The 16750-nt window shown below is 62.0% G+C and carries 15 protein-coding genes; 7 read left to right on the plus strand and 8 right to left on the minus strand.

Going from position 1 to position 16750, the window contains the following annotated elements:
• Positions 1–31: 31 nt before the first annotated feature.
• Together AB6804_RS10095 and andR are read right to left on the minus strand one after the other, a co-directional pair.
• Complete coding sequence (locus tag AB6804_RS10095) at positions 32–2464, minus strand: glucose/quinate/shikimate family membrane-bound PQQ-dependent dehydrogenase (RefSeq protein WP_370886330.1); 2433 nt, start codon at positions 2462–2464, stop codon at positions 32–34.
• 234 nt (positions 2465–2698) lie between these two features.
• Positions 2699–3667 carry an anthranilate 1,2-dioxygenase regulatory protein AndR gene (andR, locus tag AB6804_RS10100; RefSeq protein WP_370886331.1) on the minus strand — a complete coding sequence of 323 codons (969 nt, stop codon included), beginning with the start codon at positions 3665–3667 and terminating at the stop codon, positions 2699–2701.
• A 193-nt stretch (positions 3668–3860) separates the two neighbouring features.
• On the opposite strand from andR, the gene andAc reads away from it, so the two are divergent.
• Genes andAc through catA form a run of 7 tightly spaced genes read left to right on the plus strand, consistent with a single transcriptional unit; the run spans position 3861 to position 9597 of the window.
• On the plus strand, positions 3861–5132 hold the full coding sequence (andAc, locus tag AB6804_RS10105; RefSeq protein WP_370886332.1) for an anthranilate 1,2-dioxygenase large subunit AndAc: 1272 nt from the start codon (positions 3861–3863) through the stop codon (positions 5130–5132).
• Between the two features lie 15 nt (positions 5133–5147).
• Positions 5148–5621: an anthranilate 1,2-dioxygenase small subunit AndAd gene (gene andAd / locus AB6804_RS10110; protein WP_370886333.1), complete on the plus strand. Its 474-nt coding sequence runs from the start codon at positions 5148–5150 to the stop codon at positions 5619–5621.
• A gap of 9 nt (positions 5622–5630) precedes the next feature.
• The gene (gene andAb, locus AB6804_RS10115) at positions 5631–5954 is read left to right on the plus strand and encodes an anthranilate 1,2-dioxygenase ferredoxin subunit AndAb (RefSeq protein ID WP_370886334.1); all 324 of its coding nucleotides are present in this window, start codon (positions 5631–5633) and stop codon (positions 5952–5954) included.
• On the plus strand, positions 5944–7167 hold the full coding sequence (gene andAa, locus AB6804_RS10120; protein WP_370886335.1) for an anthranilate 1,2-dioxygenase system ferredoxin--NAD(+) reductase: 1224 nt from the start codon (positions 5944–5946) through the stop codon (positions 7165–7167). The genes andAb and andAa overlap by 11 nt, the downstream gene beginning before the upstream one ends.
• A gap of 14 nt (positions 7168–7181) precedes the next feature.
• Positions 7182–8318, plus strand: coding sequence for a muconate/chloromuconate family cycloisomerase (locus AB6804_RS10125; RefSeq protein WP_370886336.1), 1137 nt, complete (start codon positions 7182–7184; stop codon positions 8316–8318).
• A gap of 13 nt (positions 8319–8331) precedes the next feature.
• Entirely contained in the window at positions 8332–8619 is a 288-nt protein-coding gene (gene catC, locus AB6804_RS10130) for a muconolactone Delta-isomerase (RefSeq protein WP_370886337.1), read from the plus strand.
• 45 nt (positions 8620–8664) lie between these two features.
• The gene (gene catA / locus AB6804_RS10135; RefSeq protein WP_370886338.1) at positions 8665–9597 is read left to right on the plus strand and encodes a catechol 1,2-dioxygenase; all 933 of its coding nucleotides are present in this window, start codon (positions 8665–8667) and stop codon (positions 9595–9597) included.
• A gap of 52 nt (positions 9598–9649) precedes the next feature.
• On the opposite strand, the gene AB6804_RS10140 is transcribed toward catA, so the two are convergent.
• The 6 genes from AB6804_RS10140 to AB6804_RS10165 form a co-directional block, all read right to left on the minus strand.
• On the minus strand, positions 9650–10825 hold the full coding sequence (locus AB6804_RS10140; protein WP_370886339.1) for a porin: 1176 nt from the start codon (positions 10823–10825) through the stop codon (positions 9650–9652).
• Positions 10826–11046: 221 nt separating this feature from the next.
• On the minus strand, positions 11047–12282 hold the full coding sequence (locus AB6804_RS10145) for a dienelactone hydrolase family protein (protein WP_370886340.1): 1236 nt from the start codon (positions 12280–12282) through the stop codon (positions 11047–11049).
• Between the two features lie 24 nt (positions 12283–12306).
• The gene (locus AB6804_RS10150) at positions 12307–13020 is read right to left on the minus strand and encodes an SDR family NAD(P)-dependent oxidoreductase (RefSeq protein ID WP_370886341.1); all 714 of its coding nucleotides are present in this window, start codon (positions 13018–13020) and stop codon (positions 12307–12309) included.
• 20 nt (positions 13021–13040) lie between these two features.
• Positions 13041–14165, minus strand: coding sequence for a cupin domain-containing protein (locus tag AB6804_RS10155; RefSeq protein ID WP_370886342.1), 1125 nt, complete (start codon positions 14163–14165; stop codon positions 13041–13043).
• A gap of 132 nt (positions 14166–14297) precedes the next feature.
• On the minus strand, positions 14298–15443 hold the full coding sequence (locus AB6804_RS10160) for an aminotransferase class V-fold PLP-dependent enzyme (protein WP_370886343.1): 1146 nt from the start codon (positions 15441–15443) through the stop codon (positions 14298–14300).
• A gap of 9 nt (positions 15444–15452) precedes the next feature.
• On the minus strand, positions 15453–16745 hold the full coding sequence (locus tag AB6804_RS10165) for an MFS transporter (protein ID WP_370886344.1): 1293 nt from the start codon (positions 16743–16745) through the stop codon (positions 15453–15455).
• Positions 16746–16750 lie beyond the last annotated feature (5 nt).

The following is a 16750-nucleotide window of genomic DNA, read 5'->3' on the forward strand; positions in this document are numbered from 1 at the left end:
TCGTCTTCAGGACGGAAGCATGTGCAGCATGTCAGCGATTCAATGCATAAGCGATGACATAGTCTCCGCGATCAGGCGACTGACGCGCGCCGCCCGCGGAGATCAGCACGTACTGCTTGCCCGTCTTGGGCGAGACGTAGCTCATCGGGCCGCCCTGGCTACCGACGGGCAGACGGTCCTTCCATACTTCGCGGCCAGTTGCGCTATCGAACGCGCGCAGATAGTAATCCTGCGTACCGGCGATGAACACGAGTCCGCCTTGTGTCGCAAGCGTCCCGCCGAGCGTCGGCATGCCGATGGGCATCTTTGCACGCATCTTGATGCCGAACGGACCGGTATCCTGCACGGTGCCCGCCGGCACTTGCCACAGCAGCTTGCGGGTCTTCAAATCGACCGCCGACAAGGTGCCGAAGGGCGGCTTCTGACACGGAATGCCGAGCGGCGACATGAAGCGGTTCTTGTTCACCGCGTACGGCGTGCCCTTCAGCGGTACCGCGCCCATGCCCGTGTTCACCGCTTCCCCGCCGTTGCTTGCGGCTGCGTTGTCCGTCTTCTGCGGGATCATTTGCACCCAGAGGCCGAGGCGCATGTCGTTCACGAAGATGACGTGATGATTCGGGTCCGTCGACAGGCTGCCCCAGTTCATGCCGCCGAGCGATCCGGGGAAGCTGAGCGATACGTCCGTGTCAGGCGCGGTGAACAGGCCGTCATAGCGCATCGACTTGAAGCTGATGCGGCAGATGAGCTGATCGAACGGCGTCGCGCCCCACATGTCCGATTCCTTCAGCGGTCCGACGCCGATGGTCGGCATGTCGACCGAGAACGGCTGCGTATCCGGATACTGCTCATTTGCAATCGTGCCTTTCTTCACCGGGCGTTCCTCGACTTTCGTCAGCGGCTTGCCCGTCATGCGATCGAGCACGAAGATCTGGCCGGACTTGGTGCCGAACACGACAGCGGGCTTCGTCGCGCCGTCTTCCTGCGGGAAGTCGATGAGGCTCGGTTGCATCGGCACGTCGAAGTCCCAGAGGTCGTTATGGACCGTCTGGTACACCCACCTCTCCTTGCCGGTCGTCGCATCGAGGGCGAGGATCGACGTTGCATAGCGATGATCCAGCGGCGTGCGGTTGCCGCCCCACAGGTCCACCGACGAGCTGCCCATCGGAATGAAGACCGTGTTCATCGCCGGATCGTAGGACATCGGCGCCCACGAGTTCGGCGTGCTGCGTGCGTAGGTCTGGCCCGGCGCGAGGCGCGCGTTCGGATCGTCGTGGCCGGGGTCGAACGCCCAGCGCATCTGACCGGTGATCACGTCGAAGCCGCGCAGGACGCCGCCCGGCATGTCGGTCTGCACGTTGTCGGCCACGCGTCCGCCCACGACGATCGTCGTGCCGGCCATCGTCGGCGCGGACGTGAGCTGATACTTCGGATCGGCTGCGTCGCCGAGGCCCGCTTTCAGATCGACGAAACCATGATCGCCGAAGCCTTCGCACATCGCGCCGCTATCGGCATCGATGGCGACGAGGCGCGCGTCGATCGTGTTCATCAACAGGCGGCGCTGACAGTTCGCGCCAGCCGCGATCGATACGGGAGTGACGGGCGTCGCGCCGCTCAGCGCGGGCTGCGCGAGCGGCTGGGTTGCATCGAAGTAAGCGAGACCGCGGCAGCGATTCCACACCTGCGCCTGCGCGTTGATTTCGCGCTTCCAGATCTGCTTGCCGGTGTCCGCATCGACGGCGATCACGTTGTTATGCGGCGTGCAAAGATAGACGCGATCGCCGATTTGCAGCGGCGTTTCCTGATCTTCCGCGCCGTTGCCGGTCGGGCTGACCGGGACATCGCCCGTATGAAAGGTCCAGGCAACCTGAAGGTTCTTCACGTTGTCGCGCGTGATCTGATCGAGCGCGGCGAAGCGGCTTCCGCCCGGCGTGTTGCCGTAATTGCTCCAGTCCTTCTGCGCCTGATCTTTCGCGACAGGGACGAGCGGCGTCGGCGCGCCATCGAACGCGACGGTCGGATGCGGCTGGAACATCTGCACGAGCGTGATGAGCATGCCGAGTGCGATCAAAGCCGCAAGCGCGAAAGCCGGTTTCGTCGCCGGTGGCGCTGCATCGGCCTTGCGAAGCGACGGCCATGCAAACAGCGACAACACCATGAAGCCCGCAGGCACCATGAGCCGCGAGACGAGCGGCCAGAAATCGAGGCCGACGTCGATCAGCGCCCAGATCAACGTGCCGAGGAATGCCGCGCCATAGATGACGACAGCGGACCACTTCGCTCGAAAGAACTGCACCGCGGACACGACGATGACGACGCCCGCAACCAGGAAATACGCACTGCCGTGCAGTGACACGAGCTTCGCGCCGCCGACCACGAAAAACAGGCCCATTGCCAGCAGCACGAATCCCAGCAAACCACATCCGACCCTCAGCGCCGCCGAAGGACGGACTTTACTTTTGGACATCTGACTTTCTCTCTCTTCTCTCTGCAGGAAACCGGTGAACGCATCGCGCGCGCAGGCCAGGCGACTCAAGGGTTCCGTAAGCCGATTCCGCGCGACGGCCGAATTTTAAACAAATAGTTAAAATTCTGCACGAATCGCGGCGCGGCCCTGTTTTTCAGGGGCCGAAATTCGAAGAGAGCGAGGATGAAAGGGCGAACGGGCGTGCAGTCAGCGCATCACGGCGCGCTTGGCCCGTTAGAACGCCGTACGCTTGCGCAACGTCTCTGACGGCATTTCTCCATATTCCTTCGCATAAGCGATGGAGAAGCGCCCGAGATGGAAGAAGCCGCAGCCGAGTGCGATATCCGCGACACGCGCGTTTGGTCCGGCGGCGAGCAGCGCATGGCGAGCGTGCTGCATGCGGACGTCGCGTAAAAACTGCATGGGGCTGATACCGCGTGCGCCATGAAATCGCTCGCGCAACGTACGCGCCGATACACCCGCCGCCCGCGCGATATCTTCCAGTTGCAACGGCTCGTCCGCATGGGCGCGCACGAATTCCTCGGCGCGCCTGACGAACGCGGGCGCGACCGACGACTGCGCAACCGCGGCGCTTGGCGCACTCGGCAACGAGCAAGTCAGCAGATCGATCAACAGCCGTTCCATGTGCCCGGCGATATGCGCGTTCGAGCGTGCGCTTTCCAATAGCGCCGATGAGCCCGTGAGCGCCCGCAACTGCTGCATCCATCCCTGCAGAGGCGGGCTGTCTATGCATATGCGCGGTGACAGTAGCGCGCCGGCTTCACGGCTCGCTCTCCTGAAGGCGTCCGCATCGATGCGAAGCACGAACTGCTCGCAGTCGGGCGACAACGATGCGTCGAACGGCTGGCCGGGCGCGCACAGCACCGCGTTGTTGCGATCGACGGCGAGCGTCGCATCGAGCGTGCGGACCTCTGCGTGGCCGCGCAGACAGAACATCAGAAGATAGTAGCCATCGACGGATTCGACATCCACATGCATGGACGTGCCGAACGAAATAGCGCCGAGGCCGAGGCGGCCCAGCTTCACGAAGTCCATGTACGAAGGCCCGCGATCCCTTCCCGATGGCACGAGCACATGAGGTTGCATGACCCGCGAGATCAGGTCGCGCGTCTCGTCGAGATCGTTCGATTCGAAAAGCCGATAGCTGCGTAACGCGTCGGGCGCGAAAAAAGTCGGGGACATGGCTATGCGAGCGAAAGCAGATATGAATCGGACCAGCGAGTGCCGCGAAGACCCGGTCAATAAAAACCGCCGTTTATGGATAGTACGTGAATCAGCGCTGTTTTTGGTGGATAGACCCGCCATTCTCTCTCTTCAAAAATGCGATGACACCGTGACGCTTCGATTACGGCGCCCCCGCAACAGGAGAACATCCGTGGAAACGGCTGAACTGGTTTTTCGCCCGCAAGGTCCGACGGATTCGGATCACGTTCACTTCCCGCACGACGACGGCTCGCGCGTGCCCTACAAGGTCTTCAGTTCACAAGCCGTGTACGACCGCGAGCAGGAGCGCATCTATCGCGGCCCGACCTGGAATTTCGTGGCGCTCGAAGCGGAGATTCCCAAAGCCGGCGATTACAAGGGCACGTTCGTAGGCGATACGCCGGTCGTCGTAACGAGGCTCGAAGACGGCGGCCTCGCAGCGTGGGTGAATCGCTGCGCGCATCGCGGCGCATCCGTATGCCGCAAATCGCGCGGCAACGCGACTTCGCATACCTGCGTGTATCACCAGTGGAGTTTCGAGAACAGCGGCAATCTGCTCGGCGTGCCGTTCAGGCGAGGGCAGAAGGGCATGACCGGCATGCCGGCCGATTTCAACCCGAAGAATCACGGCCTGCGCAAGCTGCGCGTCGATAGCTACAAGGGTCTCGTGTTCGCGAGCTTCAGCGATGAAGTCGCGCCGCTGCCCGACTATCTCGGCGCGCAGATGCGTCCGTGGATCGACCGCATCTTTCACAAGCCGATCGAGTATCTCGGCTGCACGCGCCAGTACTCGAAGTCCAACTGGAAGCTGTATTTCGAGAACGTGAAGGACCCGTATCACGCGAGCATGCTGCATCTGTTCCATACGACGTTCAACATTTTCCGCGTCGGCATGAAGGCCCGCTCCATTCCGGACGCGACGCATGGCCTGCACAGCATCATCACCGTGACGAAGACCGGCGAGGACACGTCGTCCGCGTACAAGCAGCAGAACATCCGTTCATTCGATGAAGGCTTCGCGCTCGAAGACGATTCCATTCTCGGCCTCGTCTCCGAGTACGAAGAAGACACGACGAACCACATTCAGCCGATCTTCCCGCAACTCGTCGTCCAGCAGATCCACAACACGCTCGTTGCGCGCCAGTTGCTGCCGAAAGGGCCGAACAACTTCGAGCTGGTCTTCCACTTCTTCGGCTATGCGGACGACACGCCCGAGTTGCGCGCGCTGCGCATCAAGCAGGCGAATCTGGTCGGTCCCGCCGGCTATATCTCGATGGAAGATACCGAAGCGACCGAGCTCGTCCAGCGCGGAACCGTGCGCGATGCTGATGCGACTTCGGTCATTGAAATGTCGCGCGCCAATCCTGATCAGCAGGATACGGTCATCACCGAAAGCCTGATCCGCAAGTTCTGGGTCGGCTACCAAAAACTGATGGGCTATTGAGCAGCGAGGTGACGCATGGAACAAATGAAGTTGTGGTTCGAACTGCACATGCTGCAGGATCAATACATCAACGCGCTCGACAACGACAGGCTCGAAGCATGGCCCACGCTCTTCACCGAAGACTGCCTCTACGAAATCGTGCCGAAGGAAAACGCGGACATGGGCTTGCCCATCGGCATCATCCACTGCACGAATCAGAAGATGTTGCGCGATCGCGTCGTGTCGCTGCGGCACGCGAATATCTTCGAGGAGCATAGCTATCGGCACATGACGTCGGGGCTTACCGTGACGCGCGAGCAAGACGGCGTGATCGAAACCGAAAGCAACTACGTCGTGATTCAGACGCGCACGAACGGCGAGTCGAACGTCTATCAGGCGGGCAAGTATTTCGACAAGGTCGTGCGTACTGCGGACGGTCTGCGTTATCAGGCCAAGCGCGTGATCTACGACACATCGCGTGTGCAGACGCTGCTCGCGACGCCGATTTAGGGAGCCGACATGGAACAAGTGACGAATACGTGGCAAGCCATCGGCATGCTCGACGATTTCATGGAAGGCGAGCCGGCAGCGGTCGTCGCGGGCGACAAGCCGGTGGCGGTCTTCCGTATCGGCGATGAAGTCTTCGCGCTGCACGATCTCTGCACGCACGGACACGCGCGGCTGTCGGAAGGCTATGTTGAGGACGGCTGCGTGGAATGTCCCCTGCATCAAGGGCTTTTCGATATTCGCAGCGGCGCGCCGCGTTGCGCGCCGGTGACCGAAGCCGTGCGCAGCTATCGCATCCGCATCGTCAATGGACAGGTCGAGATCCATGTCGAGTAAGCCTTATGTGATCGCCGGCGCGGGACACGCGGCGCGTCGTGCAGCGGAGACGCTGCGTGCGCGCGATGCCGACGCGCACATCGTCATGATCGGCGATGAACGCGCGTTGCCTTATGACCGCCCGGAACTGTCGAAAGGCGCGTTGCTGTCGGAAGAAGGCGAGCGCCGCATCTTCATCCGCGATGCCGCCTGGTACGGCGCGCAACGTGTCGATATGCGGCTTGGCATGCGCGTGGAGGCCATCGATCGCGCGTCGCAAAGCGTCGTGTTGAGCGACGGTGCGCGTGTCGAATACGGACGCTTGCTGCTTGCAACGGGATCGCGCGTGCGGCCGTTTCCAGGCCATGTCGATGACGGCGTGAAGCTGCATTACGTCCGCACCGTCGACGATGCACGCGCGTTACGCGCGGCGCTGTCGCCGGGCAAGCGCGTCGCGGTGCTGGGCGGCGGCTTCATCGGGCTCGAAGTGGCGGCGTCCGCGATCAAGGCGGATTGCGCGGTCGTGCTGATCGAGCCTGCGCAACGGCTGCTCATGCGTTCGATGCCGCGCGAAGTGGCGGACTTCATGCACGCGCTGCATCGCGCGAAAGGCGTGGACATGCGGCTCGATACGAAGCCGCTCGCCGTGCGACGTGGAGCAGGTCATGCGATCGTCGAGACGGATCGCGGCGATATCGCGGCGGACATCGTCGTCGTCGGCATCGGTGTCGTGCCGAATGTCGAACTCGCGCAGGCGGCGGGGCTCGCTGTAAACAACGGCATCGTCGTGGATGAGCAATGCAGGACCGGCGACCCTTCGATCTTCGCGGCGGGCGAGGTCACGATGCATTTCAACCCGCTTCTGAAGCGGCATGTGCGCGTCGAATCGTGGCAGGTCGCGGAGAACCAGCCCGTTATCGCGGCGGCGAACATGCTCGGCGCGGAAGAGCCTTATGCGGAAATGCCGTGGCTCTGGTCGGATCAATACGAATGCAACGTGCAAACGCTCGGCCTCTTCGATGTTGCGCATGAGACTGTGCTGCGCGGTGATCCGTCGTCGGGTTCGTTCTGCGTGCTGGCGCTGAACGGCGCCGGTGCGCTGGCCGCCGTCGCCGCCGTCAACGCGGGCCGCGACATGGGCGCATGCAAGCGGCTGCTTGCAGCAGGCAAGCCGCTCGATATCGGCGCGCTTCGCGACACTAACGTCGCCCTGCGAAGCCTGATTGCCGCATGAAAACAGGCTGAAAAATGAGCACAGCGATCATCGAACGTATTGAAACTCGTCTCGTCGATTTACCGACGATACGCCCGCACAAGCTCTCCGTCGCGACGATGCACGGACAAACGCTCATGCTGGTCAAGGTGTTTTGCAGCGATGGAACTGTGGGAATCGGCGAGGGCGCGACCATTGCCGGCATGGCTTATGGACCGGAAAGCCCCGAATCGATGAAGCTCGCGGTCGATGCCTATCTCGCGCCTGCGTCTATCGGCAAGGACGCGACGCGCGTGCAGGCATTGATGGAGCATCTCGGCAAGCTCGTCAAAGTGAATCACTTCGCGAAGAGCGCGCTTGAAACCGCATTGCTCGATGCGCATGGCAAGCGTCTTGGCGTGCCGGTTAGCGAATTGCTCGGCGGACGCCGCCGCGACCGGCTGCCAGTGGCATGGACGCTTGCTTCGGGCGATACCGACCGTGACATCGCCGAAGCACACACGATGCTCGAAGCGCGACGCCACAACATCTTCAAGCTGAAGATTGGCGCCAAGCCCATCAAGGCCGACATCGAACATGTCGCAGCCATCAAGCGCGCACTCGGCGATCGTGCCGCCGTGCGCGTCGATGTGAACACGGCATGGAGCGAAACGCAGGCATCGTGGGCGATTCCCGCACTCGCCGATGCGGGCTGTGAACTCGTCGAGCAGCCGGTTGCATCGCCCGCAGCGATGGCGCGCCTCACGCGGCGCTTTCCTGTTGCATTGATGGCCGACGAAATTCTCCAGGGACCGGACAGCGCGTTCGAAATTGCGAAGCACGCCGGCGCGGACGTGTTCGCGATCAAGATCGAACAGAGCGGCGGTCTCTTCGCCGCGCAGCGTGTCGCCGCGATCGCGGATGCCGCCGGCATCGAGCTTTATGGCGGGACGATGCTCGAAGGCGCCTTCAGCACCGTGGCATCGGCGCATCTCTTCGCTACCTTTGCGAATCTCCAATGGGGCACCGAACTGTTCGGACCATTGCTGATTACCGAAGAGATCTTGACGCAGCCGCTTGATTACAGCGACTTCCAGCTGACGGTGCCGAATGGCCCCGGTTTCGGTATCGAGCTGAATGAAGCCGTAGTCGAGCGATTCACGCGCGATGGCCTGATAAAACTCACTCGTTAAGAGGATAAAAGCGATGCTGTTCCATGTGCGAATGGATGTGAACATCCCGGCCGACATGCCCGCTGATGTCGCCAATGAAATCAAGGCGCGAGAAAAGGCCTATTCACAGGCGCTTCAGCGCAGCGGCAAGTGGCGTCACATTTGGCGTCTCGCCGGAGAGTACGCGAATTACAGCATCTTCGACGTCGAAAGCAATGCGGAACTGCACGAGATTCTCATTGAATTGCCGCTGTTCCCGTACATGAAGATTTCGGTGGCGCCGTTGTGTCGCCATCCGTCGTCCATAAGGGACGACGCTTGAGCGTCAAAACACTCAATTCCCCAATACAAAACGGAGACATGAATCATGAGGGTCAAGGTATTCCAGAGCGAGGAAGTGCAGGCCTTGTTGAAAGCCGCGACGAACATCGCGAGCGATGCAGGGAATGCGCGCACGAAGCACATTACGCATCGCTTGCTGAGCGATCTCTTCAAAGCAATCGACGATCTAGACATGACGCCCGATGAAATCTGGGCTGGCGTGAACTATCTCAACAAGCTCGGTCAGGACGGCGAGGCGGCGTTGCTTGCCGCAGGTCTGGGCCTCGAAAAATTCCTCGACATACGCATGGATGCGGAAGATCGCGAGACGGAAATCAACGGCGGCACGCCGCGCACGATCGAAGGACCGCTATATGTAGCCGGTGCGGCGGTGCTGGACGGTGTAGCGAAGATCGATCTCGACGCCGATGAAAACGCGGGTCCGCTCGTCATTCGCGGAACGGTCACGGGACCGGACGGCAAGCGTCTTGCGAATGCGGTGGTCGAATGCTGGCATGCCAATTCAAACGGCTTCTATTCGCATTTCGATCCGACCGGCGCGCAAAGCGACTTCAACCTGCGCGGCGCGGTGCGAACGGATGCCGACGGCAAGTATGAATTCCGTACGTTGATGCCCGTGGGGTACGGCTGCCCGCCGCAAGGGGCGACACAGCATCTGCTCACCGCGCTTGGCCGGCACGGCAACCGTCCGGCGCACGTACACTTCTTCGTGTCCGCGGATGACTGCCGAAAACTGACTACGCAGATCAATATCGAAGGCGATCCGCTCATTTGGGACGACTTTGCCTACGCCACGCGTGAAGACCTCATTCCTCATGTGGTGGAAAAGACTGGCGGCAAGGCATTGGGCCTGAAGAGCGACGACTACAAGGAAATCGAATTCGATTTCAAGCTTACGCCGCTGATTCAGGGGAGAGACAATCAGATCGTGCAGCGCAATCGCGCAGCGGCTGCTTGAGGATCGATTGACCGAGCAGCCCCCGCCTCGCGGGGGCTTCTGTTTTGTTGCTTCAGAACTTGTGCCGAACGCCCAACTGCACGAACGTTTGCCGATCCGACGATGATGCCGTCAACGCATTGAGCGTGGCTCGCGCGGGTCGTCCCGTCGAGTCGGTGCCGCCCGCGAACTGGGTGCTGCTGATGATGTACACATCGGTGCGCTTCGAGAGGTAATAGTCGAGCGACAACGACACGTTGTTATAGCGCGACCTGCCAATGCTTCCCACGCCCGATCCGCGCGTGTAGCTGTACACCAGTTCGCTCAGCAAGGCCGGCGTCCAGTAATAGGTGACGTTGATCTCCGCCGTATCGAACTTTGCGGTGCCCGAAAGCCGCAGCGGGTTCCAACCCGACGATGTGTCGCCGAGATCCTTGAACTGCACGTTGCTATACACGAGGCCGATGGTCGCCGGACCGATCGTATAGCGGCCCGCCGCAGCGATCGCCTGATATGTGCGCGCCGATGCATAGCCGCTATAGATCGGGCTCGCCGTCATGTTGTTCAGGTTCGTGCCAGCGACGTTGGTCGGCGTGGCCGTGAAGAACGACTGATTCGGGTTGCGCACGTTCATGTAGGCGACGCCCGCCGAGAAGTTGCCATAATCGTAGCCGATACCGGTCGACCATATCTGGTTGCGCGAAAAATCGCCCGCCTGTCCGCCGAATCCATAGACGCCGCCGAACGTGAAGCCGCCCAGGCTCGGGCTCATGTACTTGATCGAGTTGTTGACGCGCTTGCTATTGTTGAGGTTGTCGAGATCGCCCGGATGCGCGGTGGTGCCGCCACCATAATTCGACGAGTTCATGCGTGTTTCGACGAAGGTTACGAGCGAATCGTATTGACGCCCGAGCGTGACCGTTCCGTAGGCATTGCTGGAAAGACCGATCCACGCTTGCCGTCCGAACTGCGCGCCGCCTTGCAACGATCTGCCATTGCCGAGATCGAAGCCGTTCTCTAACTGGAAGATGGCGGCGAGACCGCCGCCCAGATCTTCATTGCCTTTGAAGCCCCAGCGCGAGCCTTGCATGATGCCGCTCGATCCGCCGATGACACGGCCACCGCCGCTGTTGCTCTGATAATTGACGCCGTAGTCGATGAGGCCGTATAGCGTGACCGAGGCGGCATGAGCCTGCCCGATGCCGCATACCGAGAGAAGCGCAGCGATGGAGGTCGTTCTTATGTTCATTGGCATAACGAATGAAGAGTGATTGGGGTGTCCGCAAGCTCCACGGAATGCAGTGCCGATTCCGTCTTGCAACAGTACCGAGCCTCGACGAACTGCGTATTCGCAATCTATCAACGCGGGTTTGCAAGAACCGCAAGGCTGATTCGGGACCCCGAATGCGCAAACAAAAAGCGCGCTGCCCAACGGACAGCGCGCCCCCGATCACATCGCTCAATGAAACTTCAGATAAGCTTGCCTTCGCTCGATTTCCAGTTGCGCATCAGCGTATTCGTTGGCAAGGTCTCGTCGATCATCTTCTTCGCTGTCTGAATGCCTGCAACAGGAAGACCCGTTGGATCGAGTACGCCGATCTGCACGAGCACGGACGCCTGATCCCAGTAAATGTGCTCGTTGTACAGCTTGTCGCCGCGAAAGCAGACGACCGCGAGCATCGGCACCTCGAAGTATTTGCCGGTCGGCTCCAGCCCCGGCAGCAGCCAGTCGATTTCGCGATCATGCGTCGCGCAGAAGACGAACTCGTCGACGATGCGGTCCGCGCCGATCGTGCGCGAGACCGGGATCAGCTTCGTGTCTGCAGGATTGGCGTCGACGAAGTGATACTTGTAGAAGCGTTTCAACTGATCGTGACCGACGCCGCCGGTCATCGTCGGGACGTGATTGACGTAAGGCTCGGCGACCATCGTCGGCACGACTGCGTCGACGTCTCGCGTGGCGAACTCGTAATAGCAGTGGCGTTCCCACAGCGCGTTCAGATCGTGAATCGGACCGAGCACGCTTCGCAGCAGCGCGACCGTGCGCGAGTAGGCCATCGTCGCGGCGGGCTTGTCGTAATGGGGCCGCTCGGGCGTGGCGAACGCGTGGTCGCAGTCCGGATACACATGGGCCGCGATGTGCGGATTGCGTGCGAAGGCTTCGAGCAGACGGTCGCGCGTGTCGGGCGGACAGAACGCGTCATTGCCGGCGAAATGAAAGAGCATCGGACAGCGGATATGCGGTATCTCGCCGATATACGCATCAAGCCCGACGCCGTAATAGCTCGTCGCGCAGTCCAGGTCCAGACGCGCGGCGGCAAGCATCGCGAGCTTCCCGCCGAGGCAGTAACCGATTGCGCCGACCTTGCCCGCCTGCATCGGCAACGCGCGGAGTGCGGATATCGTCGAGCCGATATCCGCAATGGCGAGGTCGATGTCGAGCCGCTCGTTATAGCCGAGTGCCTCGTTGAAGTCCGCTTCGCCATAGCCGAGTTCGACGCCCGGCTTCATGCGCCAGAGGAGATCGGGAACGAGCACGACGTAGCCTTCTTCGGCGAAGCGGTCGGCCATCGCGCGCATATAGCCGTTGATGCCGAAGATCTCCTGCAGCAGCACGAGGCCCGGCCCCGAGCCTTGCGCCGGTACCGCCTGATACGCACGAAAGCGCTGGCCATCGTGACTGTCGATGTCGATGTAGGAACCCAATGTCGTCTCCGTCGTTGAACGCGGCTAGTAAGTGGAGTGAAGCCGGGCGTGTATCGCGGCGCGATCAGCGGCGAGACCCGCTGCAAGCTGCTGCGCCATCGCGCCGATAAAAATCTCGCTCGCGCTGCCCGCCAGCGCGTCGAGTGCAGCATCCGCAACATCGGCGGGCGAGAGCTTCGGGCCGTCGAAGTCGCGGCTCATCTCCGTATCGATTGCGCCGGGGAGCGCCGCAATCACCCGCACGCGATGAGGCGAGAGTTCCGCGCGCAACGATTCGGTCAGGCGCAACGCCGCCGCTTTCGATGCACATAATGAACCCATCGCGGGAAGCGCGGTGCGCGCAAGGATAGAGAGTACATTGATCATCGCGCCTTCGCTTGCTTTCAGTGCGGGCGCGAACGCTCGTGACATGCGAAGGACGCCGAAGTAATTGACTTCGATTTCGGCGCGCGCATTGTCAATCGCATCGGCGGCAAAGAACGCGGATTGCCGATTGACGCCCGCGTTGTTGATGAGCAGCGTCGTATCGGCGGCGACGATCGCGGCGCGGGCCACGCTCGCATCGTCGGTGACGTCGAGTGCGATGGGGACGACGCGGGCATCGCGGATCGTCGTATCGCCGGTACGCGACGCGGCGTACACCTTGCCCGCGCCGCGTGCCAGCAAGCGCACAACGAACTGCGCGCCGAGTCCGCGATTGGCGCCCGATACGAAAGCAACGGTCGTGTGATCGATCATGGACGTTTCGTTCAATCCGCTCAGGCAAGCGGGAAGTCCGCAGGCAACGTGACTTCGAGCAGTTCGAGATCGGCGCTGCAGTTTGCGAACGCATAGCGGAGTTGGCCGGGTATCGCGATGCTGTCGTCTGGCTCGAGACGCCATTGCTGGCCGCTCGCGCTGACATCGACGCTGCCCGCGAGCACGAAGAAGAAGCAGAACTCCGTGTCGTGCATACGCGCGGCTTGCTGGCCGGCCATCGACGGACGCACGACGCGCACGCCTGCGAGACCCCTCGTAGCGCGGCCGATGCCCGTATCGCTCGCGATGAAACCCGGCGATTTCCACGGCGTCCACGCTGCATGCTTCGCGACATGACGCACGAAGGTTTGACCGTTGAAGTCGTGCGCGGCATCGTAGCGCGCGTTGGGCAGGGTCATGTCGTGATCGGCCATCGTGATGTGCTCGGCGGGGCTGCCCAGTTCGATCACTTCCGCGCCCGCCGAACTCTCCAGCACGCGATGACGAATTTCTGGCGGCTGCAAGACGCAATCGCCCGCTTCGAGCAGGAACGGCTCGCCCTGTCCTTCGTACGCGAGCCGCACCCAGCCCTTGCGGCAGAAGATGACCTGAAAGCGGATCTTGTGGAAGTGCACGTAGTCGGGCACCGGACCGCCGTCGAGAATGCGGATATGGGATGCGATGAACGCGCCGCCATGACGCTCCGGCAGCAGATCGCGATAACGCATGCCCGCGCGCCCGACGCTCCAGTGCGCGGCATCGCCTGCATGCGACAGCACGAGTTGCTGGCGCGTCTCGGGCAGACGCATCGGCGGATTGGCGTGCACGAGCCGAATAGTCACGCCATTCGGTGCGATCAGCTCGCGCGTCTCGCCGGGCGTATCGGATGGATCGTCGCACAGCACCTGCAAGGTTTGCAGGCCGTCCTGCACATCGAGGCCGAGGCGGATTGTGAAGCTGCCGCGCGAGAGGATTGCGGTACGCGGGCCATCGGCGGGGAAAATGGCGTCGAGACGAAAGCCCAGACGCGCGATGAAGAATTGCATCGTCGCGGGAAGATCCGTGCAGCTCATCGGAATGAGGAAGCCTTGCACGCCTTCGATCGCGGCGTCAGGGAGAATGGATGCGGAAACGGTGATGTTCATAGGAGATCGCGTGAGTGTCGAGGTCGGACGGCGGCGCATGACGCATATCATGCACGGCGACGGCCGGCGGACCCGTGAGCACGCAAGCGATGCCGATGCGTCGCGGCGCACGCGAGCGAACGATGGCCGGCTTCATGCCGGCAAACATTGCGCGAGGCGGACGAGCCCCGCACGCGTCGTGCAGACTCCCGGCGAAAAGCGCAGCGTGCGGCCTCGCGAGTCGACGAATACACCCGCTTCCTTCAGTTGCACAACGAGCTTCGCGGCGTCGAGATGTGCGGGCGCTTCGGCCATGATGCTGCCGCCGCGCTCGTCGTCGTGGCGCGGCGAGAGCAGGCGATAGCCTTTGTCGTCGACCATCGCAATGAGTTCGTGCGCGAGCGCGAGGTTGTGCGCGCGAACGCTTCCTGAAGGCTGCGCGCGCAGCCACGACATGCCGGGCTGCGATGCGACGAAGGGCAGCACGGACGGCGTTCCGGTATCGAATCGTCGTGCGTCGCGTGCATAGGAAAACGAATCAATGTTCCAGTTGAACGGGTCTTCCTGACTGAACCATCCGCGCACGGCGGGGCTTGCGTTGCCTTGCAATGCGTTCGGCGCGATATACCCTAGGCCCGTGCCGGGCGCTCCGCATAGCCATTTCAACGTCGATCCGCATACGAAGTCGAAGGGCGTTTCGTTGAGATCGAGCGGCAGGATGCCGATGCCCTGCGTCACGTCGAGCGCGACGAGACTGGCGCGGCGTCGCGCGTGGGCGGACATCGCGGGGAGATCGACGCGCTTCGACGTCAGCGACGAAACCCACGTGACGAGCGCAAGTGCAACATCGTCGGTCCATGCTTCGATGAAGTCTTCGTCGCGCACATACGATTCCCCTTCGCGCACACGCACGGTCCGCAATTCGAAGCCGCGCCTTTGCGCGAGACCCGAAAGCAGGAAGTGCAGGCTCGGGAAGCAATCGGCGGCGACGAGCACGGTGCGATTTTTCAGCGTCGCGTCGGCGAGGCCGTCGAGATAGCGCGCGAACGCATCGGTGACGTTCTGCGCGCCGAATACCTCGGCATCGTTCGCGCCGATGAGCGCGGCCCAGTCGCCGAGCAGCCGCGCGCGTGCGGCCAATGCCGCGTCCCAACGCGTATCGTCGGCGGCGCACCAGGTGTCGGCGAAAGAGGCGAGGGCATCGCGCATGGCCTGACGATGTCCCGGATAGACGCCGACCGAGTGATACATGAGCCAGCCGCTGAAGTCATCGGTTCGGTTGCGAAGGTCGTGGTTCATGGTCATCGTTTAGATATGCTTGACGAGCTTGAAGTGATAGACCGCTATGCATGAGAGACTCAGTACCGCACAGGCCATCAGATAGAACGCAGGGGACAGCGGATTGTGCGTGGCGCCGATCATCGCGGTGACGAGCCAGGGCGTGAAACCGCCGAACGCCATCACGCCGATGTTGTAGCTGAAGCCCAGCCCCGTGCTGCGAACCGAAGTCGGAAACAACGAAGAGAGCACGGCTGCGAGCGGCCCGAAGTAGATCGCCTTGAGCGCGCCGGCAAGCACCATGATCGCCATCAGCACCGCAAAGGACGGGCTCGACAGCAGCCACGCGAAGCACGGATAGATGGTGGCAAACGTGACGATCGCGGAGAGCACCATCATGCGGCTGCGGCCATAGCGATCCGCGAGATGGCCCATCAGCGGCGTGAACAGCATCAGGATGGTCCCGGTGACGACCGTCGCCGCGAAGCCCGTCGATGCCGGCAAGTGCAATTGCTTGACCGCATAGGTCGGCATATAGAGGATCATCAGATAGCTTGCGGCCGTCGACACCGCCATGATGCCCGCCGCCAGAAAGATGCGGCCCTTGTGATGCGCGAGCAGATCGCGAACGGGCGCGGCATTGTGCGTGTGTTGCGACGAGGCGGGCAGCGTGTCGTCGATATGCTTGCGAATATAAAGTCCCACTGGGGCGACGAGCAGACCGAAGACGAAAGGCGCGCGCCATCCCCATGACTCGATCTGATCGGGCGAGAGCATCGTGCTCAATGCGAGGCCCGCGCAGGACGCCAACACCGTGCTCATGCCCTGGCTCGAGAACTGCCAGCTTGCGAGAAACGCCTTGCGTTTGCTCTTCTGCTCGATCATCAAAGCGGTGCCGCTGCCGAACTCGCCGCCCGTCGAGAACGAAATCAGAATGCGCGCCGCCATCAGCCCGAGGGGCGCGGCAAGGCCGATCGACGCATACGTCGGAATCAATGCGCAGATGAGCGTGCCGACGGTCGTCAGTGCGAGCGAGACGAGCAACGCGGCCTTGCGTCCGCGCCGGTCCCCATAGCGCCCGAGAACCAGCGCACCGAGCGGGCGAAACACATACGAAAGGCCGAACGTGCCGAAGGTCATCAGAAGGGACACGTTCTCGTCGTGCGCGGGAAAGAACAGCTTCGACAGCGTGACCGCGAAGAAGCCATACGCGGCGAAATCGAACCACTCGAGCGCGTTGCCGATGCTCGTCGCGACGATGAGCCGTCGCAACGGCTTGGCGCTTTGCGGCCGCGAGCGATCCTCGATGACAGTCGAATCCATGATGT

This window comes from Caballeronia sp. RCC_10, assembly GCF_041360715.1.
GTDB lineage: Bacteria > Pseudomonadota > Gammaproteobacteria > Burkholderiales > Burkholderiaceae > Caballeronia > Caballeronia grimmiae.

Excerpts from the sequence above, each read along its gene's own strand:
- AB6804_RS10150 (WP_370886341.1), bottom strand. The coding sequence starts at position 13,020 with ATGATCGATCACACGACCGTTGCTTTCGTATCGGGCGCCAATCGCGGA.
- catC (WP_370886337.1), top strand. The coding sequence starts at position 8,332 with ATGCTGTTCCATGTGCGAATGGATGTGAACATCCCGGCCGACATGCCC.
- AB6804_RS10140 (WP_370886339.1), bottom strand. The coding sequence starts at position 10,825 with ATGAACATAAGAACGACCTCCATCGCTGCGCTTCTCTCGGTATGCGGC.
- AB6804_RS10155 (WP_370886342.1), bottom strand. The coding sequence starts at position 14,165 with ATGAACATCACCGTTTCCGCATCCATTCTCCCTGACGCCGCGATCGAA.
- andAd (WP_370886333.1), top strand. The coding sequence starts at position 5,148 with ATGGAACAAATGAAGTTGTGGTTCGAACTGCACATGCTGCAGGATCAA.
- AB6804_RS10125 (WP_370886336.1), top strand. The coding sequence starts at position 7,182 with ATGAGCACAGCGATCATCGAACGTATTGAAACTCGTCTCGTCGATTTA.
- catA (WP_370886338.1), top strand. The coding sequence starts at position 8,665 with ATGAGGGTCAAGGTATTCCAGAGCGAGGAAGTGCAGGCCTTGTTGAAA.
- andAb (WP_370886334.1), top strand. The coding sequence starts at position 5,631 with ATGGAACAAGTGACGAATACGTGGCAAGCCATCGGCATGCTCGACGAT.
- andAa (WP_370886335.1), top strand. The coding sequence starts at position 5,944 with ATGTCGAGTAAGCCTTATGTGATCGCCGGCGCGGGACACGCGGCGCGT.
- AB6804_RS10165 (WP_370886344.1), bottom strand. The coding sequence starts at position 16,745 with ATGGATTCGACTGTCATCGAGGATCGCTCGCGGCCGCAAAGCGCCAAG.
- andR (WP_370886331.1), bottom strand. The coding sequence starts at position 3,667 with ATGTCCCCGACTTTTTTCGCGCCCGACGCGTTACGCAGCTATCGGCTT.
- AB6804_RS10095 (WP_370886330.1), bottom strand. The coding sequence starts at position 2,464 with ATGTCCAAAAGTAAAGTCCGTCCTTCGGCGGCGCTGAGGGTCGGATGT.
- AB6804_RS10160 (WP_370886343.1), bottom strand. The coding sequence starts at position 15,443 with ATGAACCACGACCTTCGCAACCGAACCGATGACTTCAGCGGCTGGCTC.